This window comes from Streptomyces sp. SD31 (genome assembly GCF_052068475.1).
Lineage (GTDB): Bacteria > Actinomycetota > Actinomycetes > Streptomycetales > Streptomycetaceae > Streptomyces.
Genome location: NZ_JBQHCX010000015.1, coordinates 160,129 through 178,354, shown reverse-complemented (window position 1 = coordinate 178,354; position 18,226 = coordinate 160,129). Strand labels below are relative to the sequence as shown.

Sequence of the window (18,226 nt, the reverse complement as noted above, 5' to 3'; positions counted from 1 at the left end):
CGTGGGACGCACTCGCCGTTGGCGGCTTGCGGGCGGGTACGCCATATGCGGCTTCGGCGGGCGAATCACCTGATGGGGTGAAGCGCGCGGAGAAGAAGAGCCGGGGATCTTTCCGTTCTGTCCATGCTTGGGCATGTACTCAAGCGACGGTCGTCCCCGCGACGCCAGAAGTGCGCGGTACGACGATCCCTGGTACGACGCGCTCGCCTCCGGGTGGGGGGAGTCGGACGTCTCGGATGCTCCGGACGCCGCTCCGCCGGCAGCGGCCGACGTGTACCTCGAGGTACAGCGCAGCGCGGCCTTCCAGGAAGTCCGCAGCCGCTACCGCGGGTTCGTGGTGCCGGCGGTCGCTGTGTTCCTCTCCTGGTACGTGGCGTATGTCGTCGCCGCCACGACCGCGCCGGAACTGATGGCCCGGCCCGTGGCGGGCGCTGTGAACGTGGCGATGCTCGCCGGGCTCGGACAGTTCCTCAGCACCTTCCTGCTCACCTGGGCCTACGCCCGCCATGCGCGGCTGCGCCGGGATCGGGCCGCGCTCGAACTGCGCTGGGACACCCAGGAGTTGACGCGCGTCGCAAGGGACGGTGCCGTGTGACGGGTGACCATCAGACTCTGGCGCTGCTCCTGTTCAGCGTGTTCGTCGCGATCACATTGGCGATCACGACATGGGTGAGCCGCAACCGGCGTGGTTCGGCGGAGGAGTTCTACGCGGGCGGCCGGCTCTTCTCGCCCATGGAGAATGGTTTTGCCATCGCCGGTGACTACATGTCGGCCGCCTCCTTCCTCGGCATCTCCGGGCTCATCGCTCTCTTCGGCTACGACGGGATGCTGTACTCGGTGGGCTTCCTCGTGGCCTGGCTGGTGGTGCTGTTCCTCGTCGCCGAACTGGTCCGCAACTGCGGGCGGTTCACGCTCGCCGACGTGGTCGCCGCGCGGATGAGCGAGCGCCCCGTGCGGATCGCGCTGGGAACTTCCTCGGTCACCGTGTCCGTTCTGTATCTGGTGGCGCAGATGGTGGGCGCGGGCACCCTGGTCGCGCTGCTGCTCGGGGGCGGGGGCGAGGCGGCGCGGGCCTGGACCGTCATCGGCGTCGGTGCGCTCATGGTGATCTATGTGTCGTGGGGAGGGATGCGGGCCACCACCTGGATCCAGATCGTCAAGTCGGTCCTGCTGCTTGGCGGCACCGTCGCGTTGACCGCGCTCGTCCTGGTGCGCTTCCACGGCGACTTCGACCGGCTGCTACTCACGGCGGCCGAGCGCAGTGGTCACGGCGAGGCGTTCCTGGCACCCGGGCTGAAGTACGGCGGGGACTGGACGGCCCGGTTCGACTTCATCAGCCTGGGGCTCGCGCTCGTGCTGGGGACCGCCGGGCTGCCGCACATCCTGTCCCGCTTCTACACGGTGCCCACCGCCCGCGCGGCCCGGCGCTCGGTTGTCTGGGCGATCGGTCTTATCGGCGGCTTCTACCTGATGACGATCGTCCTGGGCTTCGGCGCCGCCGCGATCGTCGGGCCCGAGGCCGTGCGCGGGTCGAACGCGGCCGGGAACACCGCGGTTCCGCTGCTCGCGCTCGATCTCGGCGGCGGCGCGCATTCCACGGGAGGAACGGTTCTCTTCGCCGTGGTCGCCGCCATCGCCTTCGCCACGATCCTCGCGGTGGTCGCCGGCATCACGCTGTCCTCCTCGGCCTCCGCGGCCCACGACCTGTATGCGTCGCTACGCCGTCGGCGCTCCAAGCCCCGCAGAGAGGTGGCCGTGGCGCGGGTCGCCGCGGTCGGCATCGGCGTGGTCGCGATCGCCCTCGGGCTGCTGGCCCGCGACCTGAACGTCGCCTTCCTGGTCGGGCTCGCCTTCGCCGTCGCCGCGTCCGCCAATCTGCCGGTGCTGCTCTACACGCTGTTCTGGCGGGACTTCACCACGCGCGGCGCCGTATGGGCGGTGTACGGGGGCCTGATCCCGGCCGTGGTTCTCGTGCTGCTGTCGCCGGTGGTGTCGGGCAGCCCCGAATCGCTGTTCCCCGGCGTCGACTTCCAGTACTTCCCCCTGCAGAACCCCGGCCTCGTCTCGATCCCGCTGGGCTTCGTCGCGGGCTGGCTCGGCACGGTCACCTCGGCCGAGATGCCGGACGAGGCCAAGCACGCGGAGACCGAGGTGCGGTCGCTGACGGGGGCGGGAGCGGTTTAGGCGGGGGAGGGGGCGGTTCGGGGCGGCGCCGCTTTCACCGCCGTACGACGTTCGCGATGCGGCTGTCCTTCCGGGCGGTCGGCTGATATTTGCGCGGCCGGCATCCGTATGAAGGAGTGGCACGGTTCCTTCCCCCGCCCCCACGGGCCGTGCCTCAGGCGCGGGTCGCCCACACGTAACGGTGTTCCGGGCGGCCCGCGTCGCCGTACTTGAGGGTGAGGCGGGCCCGTCCCGTGCGTTCCAGGAGCTTGAGATAGCGCTGGGCGGTCTGGCGGCTCACCCCCGTCCGCTCGGCGATCTCCTGGGCCGACAGAGGGCCTTCGGCGTTCATCAGGGACTGGCGCACGAGTTCCGCCGTGGTGGGGGAGTGGCCCTTGGGCAGATCGGGCTCCGACGACGCGGACAGGGCGCCGAAGATACGGTCCACCTCGGCCTGTTCCGCCTCGCCGCCGCCGTCCAGGGTGCGGCGCAGCTCCGCGTACGCCTCCAGCTTGGCGCGCAGGCCCGCGAAGGCGAACGGCTTCACCAGGTACTGCAGCGCCCCGTGCCGCATCGCCGCCTGCACCGTCGACACGTCCCGGGCCGCCGTCACCATGATCACGTCGGTCTGGAGGCCACGTCGGCGCATCTCTTGGACGACCGACAGGCCCGTCCCGTCGGGCAGATAGTGATCCATGAGGACCAGGTCCAGGCGGGGCAGCTCCTCCACCTGGCGAAGCGCCTCGGCCGCGCTGTGCGCCTCGCCTGCGACATGGAAGCCCGGCACCTTCTCGACGTAAGCGGCGTTGACCCGCGCCACGCGCGTGTCGTCGTCCACGACCAGGACCTCGATCATCGCGACTCCTCCTCGGCGCTGCGCTGCGCGGCTGACGGCACGGTGAGGGCGGTCGGTTCCAGGTCCGGCTCGGCCAGCGCCTCGGGCAGGACCACGGTGAACTCCGCGCCACCGCCCGCCGCTTCGCCCACCGTCGCGGTGCCGCCCTGCCGTTCGGCGAGCCTACGCACCAGGGAGAGCCCTATGCCGCGTTCGCGGTGGGCCGGCGGCTTCTTGGTGGACCACCCCTCGGTGAAGATCAACTCTCGTTGCTCCTCGGGGATTCCCGGCCCTGTGTCATGCACCCTGAGGATCGCGGTGCGTCCCTCGGCGCGTGCTTCGACCTCCACGCGCGCGTGCGGCGTGCCCGCGACGGCGTCCAGCGCGTTGTCCACCAGGTTGCCGACGATCGTGACGAGCCCCCGGGGGTCGACCAGCCGGTCCGGCAGCCGGGTACGGTCCGACAGGTGCAGCGCGACGCCGCGCTCGGCCGCCACGGTCGCCTTGCCGACCAGGAGGGCGGCGAGCAGGGGGTCCTGGATCTTCTCGGCGACCTGCTCCGCGGTGGCCCGGTGATCGCCGACCACCTCACCGACGAACTCCACGGCGTCGTCGTACATCTCCAGTTCGAGCAGCCCGAGAAGCGTGTGCATACGGTTGGCGTGCTCGTGGTCCTGGGCGCGCAGGGCGTCGATCAGGCCGCGCGTGGAGTCCAGCTCCCGGCCGAGCTGCTCCAGCTCGGTGCGGTCGCGCAGGGTCGCGACGGCGCCGTCGTCGGTGGGCATGCGGTTGGCGACCAGGACGCGCTGGCCGCGGACCGTGAGCAGATCGGTGCCCGTCACCCGGCCGGCCAGCACGTCGGTCGTACGGCCCTCGCCGAGTGCCTCGTCGAGGGACCGGCCGACGGCCTCGTCACCGATGCCCAGCAGGCGCTGAGCCTCGTCGTTGAGGAGACGGATACGGCCGCCGCGGTCCAGGGCGACGACGCCCTCCCGGATGCCGTGCAGCATCGCCTCGCGCTCCGCGAGCAGCGCCGAGATGTCCGAGAAGGCCAGGTCCCGCGTCTGCCGCTGCAGCCTGCGGGAGATGAGCCAGGCGGCCAGCGCGCCGACCGCGAGGGCACCGCCCGCGTACGCGAGCAGCCCGGGGATCGCGTGCAGCAGCCGGGCCCGCACGCTGTCGTACGCGATACCGACCGAGACCGCCCCGACGATCGTGCCGTCGCCGTCGCGCAGTGGCACCTTGCCGCGGGCGCTGCGGCCCAGCGTGCCGTCGTCGATCTGCATGACCTCGTGGCCGGCGAGGGCCTGACCCGGGTCCGTCGACACGATCCTGCCGATCTCCCCCGGGGTGGGGTGGGACCAGCGCACGCCGCGCCGGTTCATCACGACGACATACTCGGCCTTGGTGGCCTTGCGAATCCGCTCCGCCTCCCGCTGGACCGGCCCGTCGGCCGTCGCGCGCGTGCTCACCAGATCCTCGGCGATCTGCGGCTGGGCTGCGGTGGTCTGCGCGATCGACAGCGCACGGCGCATCGCCTGATCGTCCAGCTGGTCACTGAGCGGAGCGAGGAACAGCCCGGTCGCGAGCACCGCGACTCCCGCGGCGATCGCCACCTGCATCAGCAGCACCTGCGCGAACATCCGCCGGGGCAGACCGAGGCGCAGGCGACGTGCGGGGGGAGTGGGGCTCATACCCATGACGGTACGTGGGCGAACTGAGGGTTCCGTAGTGGGGTGTGACGTGGATCTCTTGATCGATGTCGGGGGCTCGGAGCATGTGGGGTGGCTCCGTGCATCTGATCAACTCAAGCCCCACCCCGTCCACCTGATCAACTCACGAGCGGCCCTGTGCACCCGATCAAGACGAGAACCACTCAGGCACCTGATCAACTCACGAGCGGCCCTGTGCACCCGATCAAGACGAGAACCACTCAGGCACCTGATCAACTCGCGAGTGCCGTCGCCACCGTGAGCTCGCGCACCGCCACCACGTCCATACGCGCGGGCGAGCCGAGAACCGACGTACCGCAGCTCTCGGGGCGAGGTGGCACGGACGCGCCCTGCGCCACGACGACCCGCCAGTGGCGGCCGTCCACGTGGGCGACCGTCACTTCCCAACGCGGGGCCGCGCCGTCCGTCCGTACGACGCGCAGCGCTTCCGCGGCGTACTCGCCCGCAGCCGAGCGCACGGCCAGCTCGGCCGCTTGGCCCGGTCGCTCCCAGGCGGAGTTCCCGCGGCACCCCTCGACGGTGATCCGTCCGTTCTGGACGCTGTGCAGGACCTGCTTGACGGCGTGGGCCTGCGCCCGGCCGTACGCGTAGCCGTACGGCAGCACCAGCAACGTCGGTGAGAACCGATGTCCACCCAGATGGGTGACCTCCCAGACGCCCTCCACTCCGGAGGCGGCGAGCTCGGCCGCGAGAGGTCGGCCGAGGAGTGCGCAGCAGCGGTCCCGCTTGCCGTTGGTGCAGACGAGCGCGAGCGGGTCGCCTGTGTGGGGCCGCCCCTGGAGTGCCGAGTCGAAGGTGTGGTGATCACCCATGCCGAGGGCGGCGAAGTCCAGGTCGAGCAACTGCTCCGGGTCGTGCGTCGTGGCGGCGTGCAGCCAGACGTTTCCGGGCACGGTGTGGGCCGCGTAAACCTGGCGTTCGGCGGGGGCCCCGCAGTCGGCGTGCCGGCCCGGGCGGCGAATCAGTGCCACGCGTACGCCCGTGCCCTTCGCGGCAGCCTCCAGGGCGCGGCCCAGCGCGGGATCCAGGTGGCTCTGCGTGAGCGCCTTGGCACCCCACGGGCCGGGCTGCTCCAGCAGCAGCCAGGTCGTCGCGGTCGCCGCGGTCCCCGCGATGGGCTCGTCGAGGTCCTGCGAGACGGTTGAGCACGTACTCACAGAGGTGAGCCTAACCTGACTTGAGTCGGGTGACTCCTCGAGGGCTGTGTCCTGCTCGGGCAAGGGCCGAGCGCCTGCTCAGGAGTCAGGCAGCGGCTGAGGCGGCTTGGGACCTGTGTAGTGCCCGCTCGGCCGCATGCGCAGCGGTCGCTCCCCGTACTCCTCGAGCGCATGGGCGATCCAGCCCGCGGTACGTGCCACGGCGAAGATCGTCTCGCCTGCCGTGGCGGGCATGGCGGAGGACGCCGTGAACACGGCCAGGGCCAGGTCGACGTTGGCGTGCAGCGAGGTGTGGCGGGCGGCCGTGGCGACGATGTCGCGGGCCGCGGCGAGGGCGGGCGCGGAGCGGGGGATCTCCTCCAGGAGCTCGAACAGGACACGCGCGCGTGGGTCCTCGCCGGCGTAGAGCCGGTGACCGAGCCCCGGAATGCGTCGGCCGGCCCGCAGCTCCTCGGCGATGACGGGCCCGGCGTCGCCCCGGTCGAGCACCTCCATGATCAGCTTGTGGGCGAGGCCGCTGGCTGCCCCGTGCAGAGGGCCCTCGATCACTCCGAGCCCGGCGGAGACGGCCGCGTAGGCGTGTGCGCGGGCCGACGCGGCGACCCGCACGGCGAGGGTCGAGGCGGCCAGGTCGTGGTCGACGAGCAGGGCGAGTGCGGTGTCCAGTATCCGTAGCGCGGCCTCGTCGGCGGACCGTGCGCTCAGCTGCCCCCACAGGCGGAGGGCGAGTGAGCCCTCGTCGCGATAGGCGTAGCGCGCGGGCGTGAGGGCTGCCACGAGAGTCGGGATGAGGGTGCGCGCGGTGCCGAGTACGGCTTCCTCGGACAGGTCGAAGCGCAGGGGATCCGTGGCCGCGGCGGCGATCGCCGCGACCCGCAACCGGTCGGTGGGGCCGGCGTGCTCGGGCAGGCCGTCGGCGGCGCTACGGGCGGCGGCGACGGAGGCCTCGGGGGCGGTGAACGTGACGCCTCGGCGCAATCGGCCGGTCCATAGCCACTCGGCGACCTCCTCGTAGGAGTGCCGGGCGGCCAGTTCGGTGGCGTCCACGCCCCGGAAGTAGTAGCGGTCGGTGTCGATGAAGGTCAGGCGGGTCCGTACGGACAACTCACCGCCCGATCCCGAACCGCCCGCGCCCTCCCGCTTGTTGCGCCGGGCGAGTGTCTCCACCTCCTGCGCGTCGAAGGTGCTGCCCCGGCCGCCGGGCACGCGGCGGCTGCTGAGGTGACCGCGGCTCACATACGCGTACACGGTCTCGGGCTTCACGCCGAGCAGCTCGGCGGCCTCCTGGGTGGTCAGCCGCCGCACCGCGGGGCCGGGGTCGGGTTCTTGATCGCGCATGGGGTCACCGTATCCAGGACGCAGCACATTGATCCACGTATTGATTCAATCAATATTGACAGAGAAACAGTCAAGCATGGACAGTCGAATCAAGTCCAGGGAGGAATCATGTCCGTCAACAGGTCAGCAGCCGCGCTCGTCGATGTGCCCCGTGGGCTTGCGGGCGTCGTCGTCACCGACACCGAGATCGGGGACGTGCGGGGGCTCGAGGGCTTCTACCACTACCGCCAGTACTCGGCCGTCGAACTCGCGCAGACCCGCCCCTTCGAGGACGTCTGGCATCTCCTGGTCCATGGTGAACTGCCGGACGCCGAACGCGCCGGTGCCTTCGCCGCCGAGACCGCCGCGCTGCGGAAGCTGCCCGACGAGGTGCGGGCGGCCCTGCCTGCGATCGCGGCGGCCAGCGGACGGTCCGGCCCACTGGCCGGTCTGCGCACGGCGCTGTCCCTGCTCGGCGCGGCGAAGGGCTTCCGCCCGGTGTACGACATCGATGCCGACCAGCGCCGCCAGGACGGCCTCGTGGCGGCCGCGGTCGTACCGACGCTGCTCACCGCACTGCACCGACTGGACAGGGGACTTGATCCTGTTGAGCCGCGTGAGGATCTGTCGTACGCGGCGAACTACCTGTACATGTTGACGGGATCGGAGCCCGATCCGGAACGCGCCCGGGCGATCGAGCAATACTTGATCTCAACCATTGATCACGGATTCAATGCGTCAACCTTCACGGCTCGCGTCATCACCTCCACCGGCGCCGATGTCGCGGCCTGCCTCGTCGGAGCCGTGGGTGCGCTGTCCGGGCCGCTTCACGGCGGTGCGCCCAGTCGCGCGCTGGACACGCTGGACGCGATCGGGACCCCCGACCGCATCGACTCCTGGATCCGCGAACGAGTCCTCGCCGGCGACCGCATCATGGGCTTCGGTCATCCCGTCTACCGGACCGAGGACCCGCGGTCCCGGATGCTCCGCGAACTCGCCCAGCGCTTCGGCGGCCCGCGCGTCGAGTTCGCCGTGGAGGTCGAACGCCGCGTGGAGGCGATACTCGCCGAGCTGAAGCCGGGGCGCGAGCTGTACACGAACGTAGAGTTCTACGCCGGCGTGGTCATGGAGCTGTGCGGTCTGCCGCGAGAGATGTTCACACCGACATTCGCCGCCGCGCGGGTCGTGGGCTGGAGCGCCAACATCCTGGAACAGGCGCAGGACTCGAAGATCATCAGGCCGGCTGCGCGGTACGTGGGGCCGGGGGCGCCGGTGAAGGTGCCGACGGCTGCCTGACGCGGGCCCTGGCATACGTGTGGCCTGGTGCTTCTGGCGCCAGGCCTCATGTGGGGATCGAGCAGTGACGGGGTTCCGGCTGCTCGCCGGGTCGGTGGCCCGGCTCGCTCAATGGTTGCGCGCGGCCGGGGGAGCGTGACGGTACGGGTCTGGGGTGGACGCGTCCTCGTGCGGTGGTCTCAGGCGTCGGGGATGTCTGCCTTGGCGCGGATGAGGGTCTCCCGGCTGACGATGACGATGCGCTCGTAGTCGGCGCGGGCGGCGTCTGCGGGCAGTTCCGGGTCAAGCGCCTCGGTGGCCTCGGTGCCGATGACGGCGAAGTTGCCGTCGCTGAGTTCGAACACATCCGGGCAGGTAGCTCCTGAACTACTGCCTCGGGCGCTGGGAGGCACACCGATGCGGCGCACGATCTTCAAAGGTACCGGTCCTTAGGAACAAAGAGCTGGCCATACTGGTGGGGAGCAGGTTACTGGTGTTTCACAGCCCCTCGCGGCTCGTTGGCGAAATGTCACCCGGTCGTACCTGGCCGCCGTGCCGATTGACTTCGGCGATGAGTGGGTTCGTTGTTGCTGGGCTCCTGGCGAGATCTCGCAAGCCGCGCAGACGCGCTCCGAGGGGACGTGCGCGCAAGCCGCGCACACGCGCTCCGAGGAGACGTGCCGTCGTACGTGGATCCGCCACCGATCTTTCAGCCTGCACTTGAAGACCGGCCTTCCGGAGGAAGGTCATGAGTGGGGAACGCGGCTTGTGAACCCGAAGGGATGTACGGAGGTACCGGGTTGACCGCGGGGTCATTTGCGCAGACGTCAGCCCGTCGCGCTCTCACGGCCTCGTTGTTACCGCTCCCGCGTCGCACGCCGCTCCGGTCAGTCCGTCGGCGGATCGCCGACCACCCACCACTCATCCGTGTCGGATTCGTCGAGGTCCCGGACGAGCCCATCCACCATGTGCCCGAGCTGGGCCTCCACGGACGAGTCGTCCAGGCTGGCTCGCATATGCCGCGACGCCTCCCAGTACTCGCGGAAGACCGGGCTCTGGAAGAACTCCCGCAGACGCGTGTACAGCTCCTCCCGGTCCAGAAGCTCCGCCTGGTAGAGGTGGTAGAGGTGGACGTACCAAGCGTTGGCGTAGAAGAACTGCCGACGCCGCTCCGCCGGGATGCTCTGGTCGTACGTGTCGATCACGGCGGCGAGGGAGGGATCGTCGATCGCCCTCACCAGCAACTCCCAGTGCATGCGCTGCTGATGGGCCAGAGCCGTTCGCCGGATGGCCAGTTCCTCGAGCTCCAGCTGCCTCTCGTGCAGACGTGCCTTCTCCGACCGCCATTGCTGCGCTGCCAGCGTCACGCTCGTGGCAGCCAGGAAAGTGAGCGTGGCGGAACCCAGCCTCCGTGCAAAACGCTTCCGTGTGGCCATGTCAACCCCCGAATCAGGCGGCCGTCCGCCGGTCGTCGGGGTGCGGGTCGACGGGAGGGGACCGGCGAGCGGTGGGCGGCGCTTGCCGTCTCCCAGAGTGCCGAGCGGCTCTGATCGGCGGGGAGGCGGAGAGGAGGCGCACGGAGGGAAGCGAGGGTCGCACGCTCCGGCGCCTTGCCCAACGTCTGCCCGGCAAGTGCTGCTAACAATCGTTCACTTCGCGGTGTTTCTTCCGGCTCGTATCCTGGGTCGGCATTCAATCCTCGTACGTGCGCCGCCCCGCGAGCCGGTGCACCCGTCGGCGTGAGAGAGGTCGCACGTTGAGCCAGCCGAGCACCGGTCCGCAGCAGATTCCGGTCGTCGTACTCGCCGGATTCCTCGGTTCCGGTAAGACGACTGTCCTCAACCATCTCCTCCACCGCAGCGGCGGCACCCGCATCGGCGCCATCGTCAACGACTTCGGCGCCATCGAGATCGACGCCATGGCCGTCGCCGGCGCGCTCGGCGACTCCACCGTCTCCCTCGGCAACGGCTGCCTGTGCTGTGCGGTCGACGCGAGTGAGCTGGACATCTACCTGGAGCGGCTCGCCCGGCCGTCCACCGGCATCGACGTCATCGTCATCGAGGCCAGCGGGCTCGCCGAACCCCAGGAACTCGTGCGCATGGTGCTCGCCAGTGAACATCCGGGCATCGTGTACGGCGGGCTCGTCGAGGTCGTCGACGCCGTCGAGTTCGACGACACGCGCGCGAAGCACCCCGAGATCGACCGGCACCTCGCCCTCGCCGACCTCGTCGTGGTCAACAAGCTCGACCGGGCGGGCGACGGTGTGCGCGTCCTCGGGCTGGTCCGCGACCTCACCGACCGCGCCGCCGTGGTCCCCGCCACCTACGGCCGTATCGACCCCGAGTTCCTCTTCGACTGCCGGCCCAGCGAGGAGCGTATCGGGCAGCTGTCCTTCGATGATCTGCATGAGCCCGACGAGGATCACAGCGGCCACCTGCACGCCGGCTACGACAGCGTGTCCTTCGTCTCCGAAGTCCCCCTCGACCCGCGCCGGTTGATGGGGTTCCTGGACAGCAGGCCGGAGGGGCTGTACCGGATCAAGGGGTACGTCGACTTCGGCCCGTACGACGCCGCGAACCGTTACGCCGTGCACGCCGTCGGGCGGTTCCTGCGCTTCTACCCGGAGCCGTGGACCGGCGGGGACGCGCGCCTGACCCAGCTCGTCCTCATCGGCGCCGGCATCGATGCCGCGTCCCTGGCCAAGGAGCTCGAGGCGTGCAAGAGCGACGCCCCACACACCGACGAGCACGGCATGTGGGGCGTCCTCCGCTACGTACGAGACCCTGAGGACCAGGACCTCGACGTCCCGCAGGTCTAGACCGGACCCGCCACCACCGCCACCGTCTTCGGCAGCGACACACCGGAGCCGTCGCGGCGCGGGTCCATGTCCGGAAGATCGGCCGGAGTGCCGTTCTTCTGCGCGGCCCGTGCCGGTGCGGCGCCCGCCCAGGCCACGGACAGGCAGTCCTCGCCCTTCAGGAACCGCTGGCAGCGAACGCCACCCGTGGCGCGGCCCTTGCGGGGGTACTGGTCGAACGGGGTCAGCTTGGCCGTCGTCTGGACCGAGTCGTCCAGCGTGCCGCGCGAGCCCGCGACCGTGAAGACGACCGCGTCGGCCGCCGGGTCCACCGCCGTGAAGGAGATGACCTTCGCGCCCTCCGCGAGCTTGATGCCCGCCACGCCGCCGGCGGCGCGGCCCTGCGGGCGGACCTGCGAGGCCTGGTAACGCAGCAGCTGCGCGTCGTCCGTGATGAAGACCAGGTCCTCCTCTCCGGTGCGCAGCTCGACCGCGCCGACGATCCGGTCGCCCTCCTTCAGAGTGATGACCTCCAACTCGTCCTTGTTGGTCGGATAGTCGGGCACCACACGCTTGACCACGCCCTGTTCCGTGCCGACCGCCAGGCCCGGGGACGACTCGTCCAACGTGGTCAGGCAGACCACGGTCTCGTCGCCCTCCAGGGAGACGAACTCCGACAGCGGCGCGCCACCCGCGAGGTTCGGCCTCGACGCCGTCTCCGGCAGCTGGGGCAGGTCGATGACGTTGATCCGCAGCAGCCGGCCCGTGGACGTCACCGCGCCCACCTCGCCGCGGGCCGTGGCCGGCACCGCCGAGACGATCACGTCGTGCTTGGAGCGCTTCGCGTCGCCGTCCTCCGCGAAGGGGTCGCCGTTCGCCGTACGGGCCAGCAGACCCGTCGAGGACAGCAGCACCCGGCACGGGTCGTCCGCCACCTGAAGCGGTACCGCCGAGACCTGGGTGCCCGCCGACTCCAGCAGGACCGTACGCCGCTCGGTGCCGAACTTCTTGGCCACCGCGGCCAGTTCGGAGGAGACCAGCTTGCGCAGCTCCGCATCCGAGTCGAGGATCCGGGTCAGCTCCGCGATCTCCGCGTTGAGCTTGTCCTTCTCCGCCTCCAGCTCGATACGGTCGAACTTGGTGAGGCGGCGCAGCGGGGTGTCCAGGATGTACTGCGTCTGGACCTCGCTCAGCGAGAAGCGCTCCATCAGGCGCTCCTTGGCCTGCGCGGAGTTCTCGCTGGACCGGATCAGCCGGATGACCTCGTCGATGTCCAGCAGCGCCGTGAGCAGACCCTCGACCAGGTGCAGTCGATCACGCTTCTTGCCGCGGCGGAACTCGCTGCGGCGCCGTACCACCTCGAAGCGATGGTCGAGGTAGACCTCCAGGAGCTCCTTGAGGCCCAGGGTGAGGGGCTGGCCATCGACCAGCGCGACGTTGTTGATGCCGAAGGACTCCTCCATCGGCGTCAGCTTGTAGAGCTGCTCCAGGACCGCCTCGGGCACGAAGCCGTTCTTGATCTCGATGACCAGGCGCAGGCCGTGCTGGCGGTCGGTGAGGTCCTTGACGTCGGCGATGCCCTGGATCTTCTTCGAGCCGACCAGGTCCTTGATCTTGGCGATGACCTTCTCCGGGCCGACCGCGAAGGGCAGCTCGGTGATCACGAGGCCCTTGCGGCGCGCCGTGACGGTCTCCACCGACACCGTGGCACGGATCTTGAACGTGCCACGGCCCGTCTCGTAGGCGTCCCGGATGCCGGAGAGGCCGACGATACGGCCGCCGGTGGGCAGGTCGGGGCCGGGGACGTGCTTCATCAGGGCGTCCAGATCCGCGTTCGGGTAGCGGATCAGGTGGCGGGCGGCCGCGATGACCTCGGCGAGGTTGTGCGGCGGCATGTTGGTGGCCATGCCGACCGCGATGCCCGACGAGCCGTTCACCAAGAGGTTCGGGAAGGCGGCGGGCAGCGCCACCGGCTCCCGCTCCTGGCCGTCGTAGTTGGGGTTGAAGTCGACGGTGTCCTCGTCGATGGACTCCGTCATCAGGCTCGCCGGCTCGGCGGCACGGCACTCGGTGTACCGCATGGCGGCCGGCGGGTCGTCATTGCCCAGCGAGCCGAAGTTGCCGTGCCCGTCGACCAGCGGGACGCGCATCGAGAAGGGCTGGGCCATGCGCACCAGGGCGTCGTAGATCGACGCGTCGCCGTGCGGGTGCAACTTACCCATGACCTCGCCGACGACGCGGGCGCACTTCACATAGCCGCGGTCGGGGCGCAGGCCCATCTCGTTCATCTGGTAGACGATGCGGCGGTGCACCGGCTTGAGGCCGTCGCGGGCGTCCGGCAGGGCGCGCGAGTAGATGACCGAGTACGCGTACTCGAGGAAGGAGCCCTGCATCTCGTCGACGACGTCGATGTCGAGGATCTTCTCCTCGTACGAGTCGTCGGGCGGCGGGATCTTCGTGCTGCGGCGGGCCATCGCTGCCGGCTCCTCTGGTTCTGGTCGCTCGAGCGTTTGCGGGATCTGACGCGGACCATTGTGGACCGCGGCACTGACAACCACCGACCAGGACCCGATGTTGGGCTCCCGCCCGGCGTGCGAGAAGTGTCGCCGACGCCGGGCCCTCCCTGCGACAGAGGGGAGCGGCGGGGCGCCAACGGCCCTGGTCGAGGCCCCGCTTGCGCGAAGGCAAGCGCGCGCCGCGAGACCGTTCACTCGCCGGAGTGATCGGCGGGCACTGTCCGAAGTCATGCGGCAGCGGGCAGGCGGGAGGGGATGGCGAGCTGTGCCCGAGCGCTGTCCTGTTCGGCGTTCCCGCCCACGTTCACCGTCGTATGGACACGGTGTTCCGACCGGGAACTTCGCCGACCCTTCGGACGCTGCATACAGTGGCAGGAACTGAGTACGAACTGCTCGACACAACGCAGTGCACGCGACCGGAAGGACACCTTGCCCATGGGTCACACGGCCACACCGGAGGCACAATCCGGCGGCCTCACCGCGACGGAGCACCGCCTGGCCAACGGCCTGCGCGTGGTGCTCTCCGAGGACCACCTCACGCCGGTCGCCGCGGTCTGTCTCTGGTACGACGTCGGCTCCCGCCACGAGGTCAAGGGCCGTACCGGACTCGCCCACCTCTTCGAGCACCTGATGTTCCAGGGCTCGGGGAGCGTGAAGGGCACGGGCCACTTCGAGCTCGTCCAGGGCGCGGGCGGCTCGCCGAACGGCACCACCAGCTTCGAGCGCACCAACTACTTCGAGACCATGCCCGCCCACCAGCTGGAGCTCGCGCTGTGGCTGGAGGCCGACCGCATGGGCAGCCTCCTGGTGGCGCTCGACGAGGAGGGCCTGGAGAACCAGCGCGACGTCGTCAAGAACGAGCGCCGCCAGCGCTACGACAACGTCCCGTACGGCACCGCTTTCGAGAAGCTGACGGCCCTGTCCTACCCGGACGGGCACCCGTACCACCACACGCCGATCGGCTCGATGGCCGACCTGGACGCGGCCAGCCTGGAGGACGCGCGCGCGTTCTTCCGCACCTACTACGCGCCCAACAACGCCGTCCTGTCCATCGTCGGCGACATCGACCCGGAGCAGACGCTCGCCTGGGTCGAAAAGTACTTCGGCTCCATTCCGGCCCACGACGGCAAGCCCGAGCCGCGCGACGGCTCGCTGCCCGAGATCATCGGCGAGCAGCTGCGCGAGGTCGTCGAGGAGAACGTCCCCGCGCGCGCGATGATGGCCGCCTACCGGCTCCCGGTGGACGGCACGCGCGAGTGCGACGCGGCCGACCTGGCGCTGACCGTCCTCGGCGGCGGCGAGTCCTCCCGCCTCTACAACCGCCTGGTCCGCCGCGACCGTACGGCCGTGGCGGCCGGGTTCGGACTGCTGCGTCTGGCCGGAGCGCCCTCCCTGGGCTGGCTGGACGTGAAGACCTCCGGCGACGTCGAGGTCCCCGTCATCGAGGCCGCCGTCGACGAGGAGCTCGCCCGCTTCGCCGCGGAGGGCCCCACCGCCGAGGAGATGGAGCGCGCGCAGGCCCAGCTGGAGCGCGAGTGGCTGGACCGGCTCGGCACCGTCGCGGGCCGCGCCGACGAACTGTGCCGGTACGCCGTCCTGTTCGGCGACCCGCAGCTCGCCTTCACCGCCGTACAGCGCGTCCTCGACGTCACCGCCGAGGAGGTCCAGGCGGTCGCCAAGGCCCGCCTGCGCCCCGACAACCGCGCGGTGCTCGTGTACGAGCCGACCGCGGCCGAGGCCGACGACCTCAAGGCCGCCGACAACACTGACGAGAACGAGGAGTCGGCGCAGTGACCGAGCTCGCCAGCATGGAGTTCCACCCGCAGCCCGAGGCCGGCGAGGCCCGGCCCTGGGCGTTCCCGGCGCCCGAGCGCGGCAAGCTGGACAACGGCCTGACGGTCCTGCGCTGCCACCGCCCCGGCCAGCAGGTCATCGCCGTCGAGGTGCTCCTGGACACGCCCCTGGAGGCCGAGCCGAAGGGCCTGGACGGCATCGCCACGATCATGGCGCGCGCCTTCTCCGAGGGCACCGACAAGCACACCGCCGAGGAGTTCGCCGCCGAGCTGGAGCGCTGCGGCGCCACGCTCGACGCCTACGCCGACCACCCCGGCATCCGCGTCAGCCTCGAGGTGCCGGTCTCCCGCCTGCCCAAGGCGCTCGGTCTGCTCGCCGACGCCCTCAGGGCGCCCCTGTTCGACGACGCCGAGGTCGAGCGCCTGGTGCGCAACCGCCTCGACGAGATCCCGCACGAGCTGGCCAACCCCTCGCGCCGCGCCGCCAAGGAGCTCTCCAAGCAGCTGTTCCCGGCGACCTCGCGCATGTCCCGCCCGCGCCAGGGCACCGAGGACACCGTCGCGGGCATCGACTCCGCGGCCGTACGCGCCTTCTACGAGCGGCACGTGCGCCCCGCCACCTCCACCGTCGTGGTCGTCGGCGACCTCACGGGCGTGGACCTCGACGCCCTGCTGGGCGACACCCTGGGCGCCTGGACCGGCTCCCCGGCCCAGCCCCGGCCCGTTCCGCCGGTCACCGCGGACGACACCGGGCGCGTCGTCATCGTGGACCGCCCCGGCGCCGTGCAGACGCAGCTGCTGATCGGCCGCATCGGCCCCGACCGGCACGACCGCGTGTGGCCCGCGCAGGTGCTCGGCACGTACTGCCTCGGCGGCACTCTTACCTCCCGCCTGGACAAGGTCCTGCGCGAGGAGAAGGGCTACACCTACGGCGTGCGCGCGTTCGGGCAGGTCCTGCGCTCGACCCCGGACGGCACGGGCGCGGCCATGCTCGCCATCAGCGGCTCCGTCGACACCCCGAACACCGGTCCGGCGCTGGACGACCTCTGGAAGGTCCTGCGCGGCGTCGCCGACGAGGGGCTCACCGACGCCGAGCGGGACTTCGCCGTGCAGAACCTCGTCGGGGTGGCGCCGCTGAAGTACGAGACGGCCGCCTCCGTGGCGAACACGCTGGCCGACCAGGTCGAGCAGCACCTGCCCGACGACTACCAGGCGACGCTGTACCAGCGGCTCGCCGCGACCGGCACCGTCGAGGCCACCGCGGCGGCCGTGAACGCCTTCCCGGTGGACCGTCTGGTGACGATCCTCGTCGGCGACGCGGCCGAGATCCGGGAGCCCGTCGAGGCCCTCGGCATCGGCGAAGTCACCGTCGTGGCCGCCGAGTAGCAGGCCCACACCGCGCCCGGACACCGCGCCGGGCGACGGCACGCGCGCGTAAGGGGCCCTGGTGACTTCGAAGCCACCAGGGCCCCTTTATGCCCGAATTGAGGGAAAGGTTGCCCGTCTGGCCTGTGGGATGCGCTACAAAAGTCGCGATCCGTTTGGGGATTGAAAGTCGCGCCGCTTAGCGTCTTCCGGGCTGTCCGTCAGGCAGTGCGCCGCGCCCGCGGCACCGGACAGCCATCGCCGAGTCCCCGTACGGCGCGAGCCAGGGGAGCCGGGGACCCACCGTAGTCCCTGGGGTGAATCGGGCGCCCGCGCAGCCGCGAGGGGGTCCGTAGGAGACCTTCCTGCTCCGAACCCGTCAGCTAACCCGGTAGGCGAGAAGGAAGGAAAGGACCAGCCACTACATGGCGTTCACCTGCGCCACCGGGAAGAACCGCCCCACCGGGAAGCACCGTCGCCCCAGCCGGTTCGAACGCTCCACCGCCCGCGCGGCGGGCGTCGCCGCTCTCACCGCCACCGGCGTCATGGGCACCCTCGCCGCCCCGGCGCTCGCCGCCGAACCCGCCGCCGAGCAGACCGGCCTCATCCCCGTCGTCACGATCGAGGACTCGATCGCCGACCAGATCGACGCCCAGGCCGCCGCCCAGGAGCAGGCCGCCGAGGAGGCCGCGGCCCGGAAGAAGGCCGCCGAGGAGGCCGCGCGCAAGAAGGCGGCCGAGAAGGCCAAGCAGGAGCGCGAGGCCAAGGAGCGCGCCGCCCGTGAGGCCGAGCGCAAGCGCCTGCTGTCCTACGTCGCCCCGATCTCCGGCTCGTACGTCTCCACCGGCTACAAGGCCGGCGGCGCCGTCTGGTCCTCCGGCAGCCACACGGGCGTCGACTTCCACGCCGCCAGCGGCACCTCCGTCCACGCGGTCGGCTCCGGCACCGTCGTGGAGGCCGGCTGGGGCGGGTCGTACGGCAACAACATCGTGATCAAGATGAACGACGGCACGTACACCCAGTACGGCCACCTGTCGTCCATAGGCGTCTCGGTGGGCCAGACCGTCACCCCCGGCCAGCAGATAGGCCTGTCCGGCGCCACCGGCAACGTCACCGGACCGCACCTGCACTTCGAGGCCCGCACGACGGCGGAGTACGGCTCCGACATCGACCCCGTCGCCTACCTCCGCTCGCACGGCGTGAACGTCTGACGCCTCCACCGCGCCTCCCCGAGGCCGCTCTCCCCGAGGACTCACCCCGCGGACGGTCTCCCCG

General features: G+C 70.7%; 14 protein-coding genes and 1 riboswitch. Of the genes, 7 read left to right on the top strand and 7 right to left on the bottom strand.

Annotated elements, in window-relative coordinates:
• Positions 1-133 precede the first annotated feature (133 nt).
• Entirely contained in the window at positions 134-595 is a 462-nt protein-coding gene (locus ACTMVF_RS29815) for a DUF485 domain-containing protein (protein WP_441274189.1), read from the top strand.
• Complete coding sequence (locus ACTMVF_RS29810) at positions 592-2,184, top strand: solute symporter family protein (protein ID WP_441274188.1); 1,593 nt, start codon at positions 592-594, stop codon at positions 2,182-2,184. The genes ACTMVF_RS29815 and ACTMVF_RS29810 overlap by 4 nt, the downstream gene beginning before the upstream one ends.
• A gap of 154 nt (positions 2,185-2,338) precedes the next feature.
• Here ACTMVF_RS29810 and ACTMVF_RS29805 read toward each other — a convergent pair whose 3' ends face one another.
• The 4 genes from ACTMVF_RS29805 to ACTMVF_RS29790 form a co-directional block, all read right to left on the bottom strand.
• Positions 2,339-3,019, bottom strand: a complete 681-nt coding sequence (locus ACTMVF_RS29805) for a response regulator (protein WP_441274187.1) — start codon at positions 3,017-3,019, stop codon at positions 2,339-2,341.
• Positions 3,016-4,692, bottom strand: a complete 1,677-nt coding sequence (locus tag ACTMVF_RS29800) for an ATP-binding protein (protein WP_441274186.1) — start codon at positions 4,690-4,692, stop codon at positions 3,016-3,018. Before ACTMVF_RS29800 ends, ACTMVF_RS29805 begins: the two co-directional genes overlap by 4 nt.
• Positions 4,693-4,943: 251 nt before the next feature.
• Positions 4,944-5,888, bottom strand: coding sequence for a sucrase ferredoxin (locus tag ACTMVF_RS29795; protein WP_441274185.1), 945 nt, complete (start codon positions 5,886-5,888; stop codon positions 4,944-4,946).
• A 78-nt stretch (positions 5,889-5,966) separates the two neighbouring features.
• On the bottom strand, positions 5,967-7,226 hold the full coding sequence (locus tag ACTMVF_RS29790) for a citrate synthase (protein WP_441274184.1): 1,260 nt from the start codon (positions 7,224-7,226) through the stop codon (positions 5,967-5,969).
• Between the two features lie 108 nt (positions 7,227-7,334).
• Here ACTMVF_RS29790 and ACTMVF_RS29785 point away from each other — a divergent pair, with 108 nt between their 5' ends.
• The gene (locus ACTMVF_RS29785; RefSeq protein ID WP_441274183.1) at positions 7,335-8,501 is read left to right on the top strand and encodes a citrate synthase/methylcitrate synthase; all 1,167 of its coding nucleotides are present in this window, start codon (positions 7,335-7,337) and stop codon (positions 8,499-8,501) included.
• Positions 8,502-8,680: 179 nt separating this feature from the next.
• Here ACTMVF_RS29785 and ACTMVF_RS29780 read toward each other — a convergent pair whose 3' ends face one another.
• Both ACTMVF_RS29780 and ACTMVF_RS29775 read right to left on the bottom strand, forming a co-directional pair.
• Entirely contained in the window at positions 8,681-8,917 is a 237-nt protein-coding gene (locus tag ACTMVF_RS29780) for a hypothetical protein (protein WP_128430880.1), read from the bottom strand.
• A 450-nt stretch (positions 8,918-9,367) separates the two neighbouring features.
• Positions 9,368-9,847: a DUF6082 family protein gene (locus ACTMVF_RS29775; RefSeq protein ID WP_441274182.1), complete on the bottom strand. Its 480-nt coding sequence runs from the start codon at positions 9,845-9,847 to the stop codon at positions 9,368-9,370.
• A 389-nt stretch (positions 9,848-10,236) separates the two neighbouring features.
• Between ACTMVF_RS29775 and ACTMVF_RS29770 the strand changes: the two genes are divergently transcribed.
• A complete protein-coding gene (locus ACTMVF_RS29770) occupies positions 10,237-11,298 on the top strand; it encodes a CobW family GTP-binding protein (protein WP_441274181.1) in 1,062 nt (353 codons plus the stop codon).
• On the opposite strand, the gene ACTMVF_RS29765 is transcribed toward ACTMVF_RS29770, so the two are convergent.
• Positions 11,295-13,751: a DNA gyrase/topoisomerase IV subunit A gene (locus ACTMVF_RS29765; protein ID WP_441274180.1), complete on the bottom strand. Its 2,457-nt coding sequence runs from the start codon at positions 13,749-13,751 to the stop codon at positions 11,295-11,297. The two genes, ACTMVF_RS29770 and ACTMVF_RS29765, sit on opposite strands and share 4 nt — an antisense overlap.
• Positions 13,752-14,228: 477 nt before the next feature.
• On the opposite strand from ACTMVF_RS29765, the gene ACTMVF_RS29760 reads away from it, so the two are divergent.
• From ACTMVF_RS29760 to ACTMVF_RS29750, 3 genes are all read left to right on the top strand, one after another.
• Positions 14,229-15,587, top strand: a complete 1,359-nt coding sequence (locus ACTMVF_RS29760) for a M16 family metallopeptidase (protein ID WP_441274179.1) — start codon at positions 14,229-14,231, stop codon at positions 15,585-15,587.
• Positions 15,584-16,972 carry a M16 family metallopeptidase gene (locus tag ACTMVF_RS29755; protein WP_441274178.1) on the top strand — a complete coding sequence of 463 codons (1,389 nt, stop codon included), beginning with the start codon at positions 15,584-15,586 and terminating at the stop codon, positions 16,970-16,972. The genes ACTMVF_RS29760 and ACTMVF_RS29755 overlap by 4 nt, the downstream gene beginning before the upstream one ends.
• A gap of 228 nt (positions 16,973-17,200) precedes the next feature.
• A riboswitch (cyclic di-AMP (ydaO/yuaA leader) is annotated at positions 17,201-17,363 on the top strand.
• Positions 17,364-17,376: 13 nt separating this feature from the next.
• A complete protein-coding gene (locus tag ACTMVF_RS29750; protein WP_441274177.1) occupies positions 17,377-18,162 on the top strand; it encodes a M23 family metallopeptidase in 786 nt (261 codons plus the stop codon).
• Positions 18,163-18,226 lie beyond the last annotated feature (64 nt).

Excerpts from the sequence above, each read along its gene's own strand:
- ACTMVF_RS29815 (WP_441274189.1), top strand. The coding sequence starts at position 134 with ATGTACTCAAGCGACGGTCGTCCCCGCGACGCCAGAAGTGCGCGGTAC.
- ACTMVF_RS29805 (WP_441274187.1), bottom strand. The coding sequence starts at position 3,019 with ATGATCGAGGTCCTGGTCGTGGACGACGACACGCGCGTGGCGCGGGTC.
- ACTMVF_RS29800 (WP_441274186.1), bottom strand. The coding sequence starts at position 4,692 with ATGAGCCCCACTCCCCCCGCACGTCGCCTGCGCCTCGGTCTGCCCCGG.
- ACTMVF_RS29790 (WP_441274184.1), bottom strand. The coding sequence starts at position 7,226 with ATGCGCGATCAAGAACCCGACCCCGGCCCCGCGGTGCGGCGGCTGACC.
- ACTMVF_RS29785 (WP_441274183.1), top strand. The coding sequence starts at position 7,335 with ATGTCCGTCAACAGGTCAGCAGCCGCGCTCGTCGATGTGCCCCGTGGG.
- ACTMVF_RS29765 (WP_441274180.1), bottom strand. The coding sequence starts at position 13,751 with ATGGCCCGCCGCAGCACGAAGATCCCGCCGCCCGACGACTCGTACGAG.
- ACTMVF_RS29760 (WP_441274179.1), top strand. The coding sequence starts at position 14,229 with ATGGGTCACACGGCCACACCGGAGGCACAATCCGGCGGCCTCACCGCG.
- ACTMVF_RS29750 (WP_441274177.1), top strand. The coding sequence starts at position 17,377 with ATGGCGTTCACCTGCGCCACCGGGAAGAACCGCCCCACCGGGAAGCAC.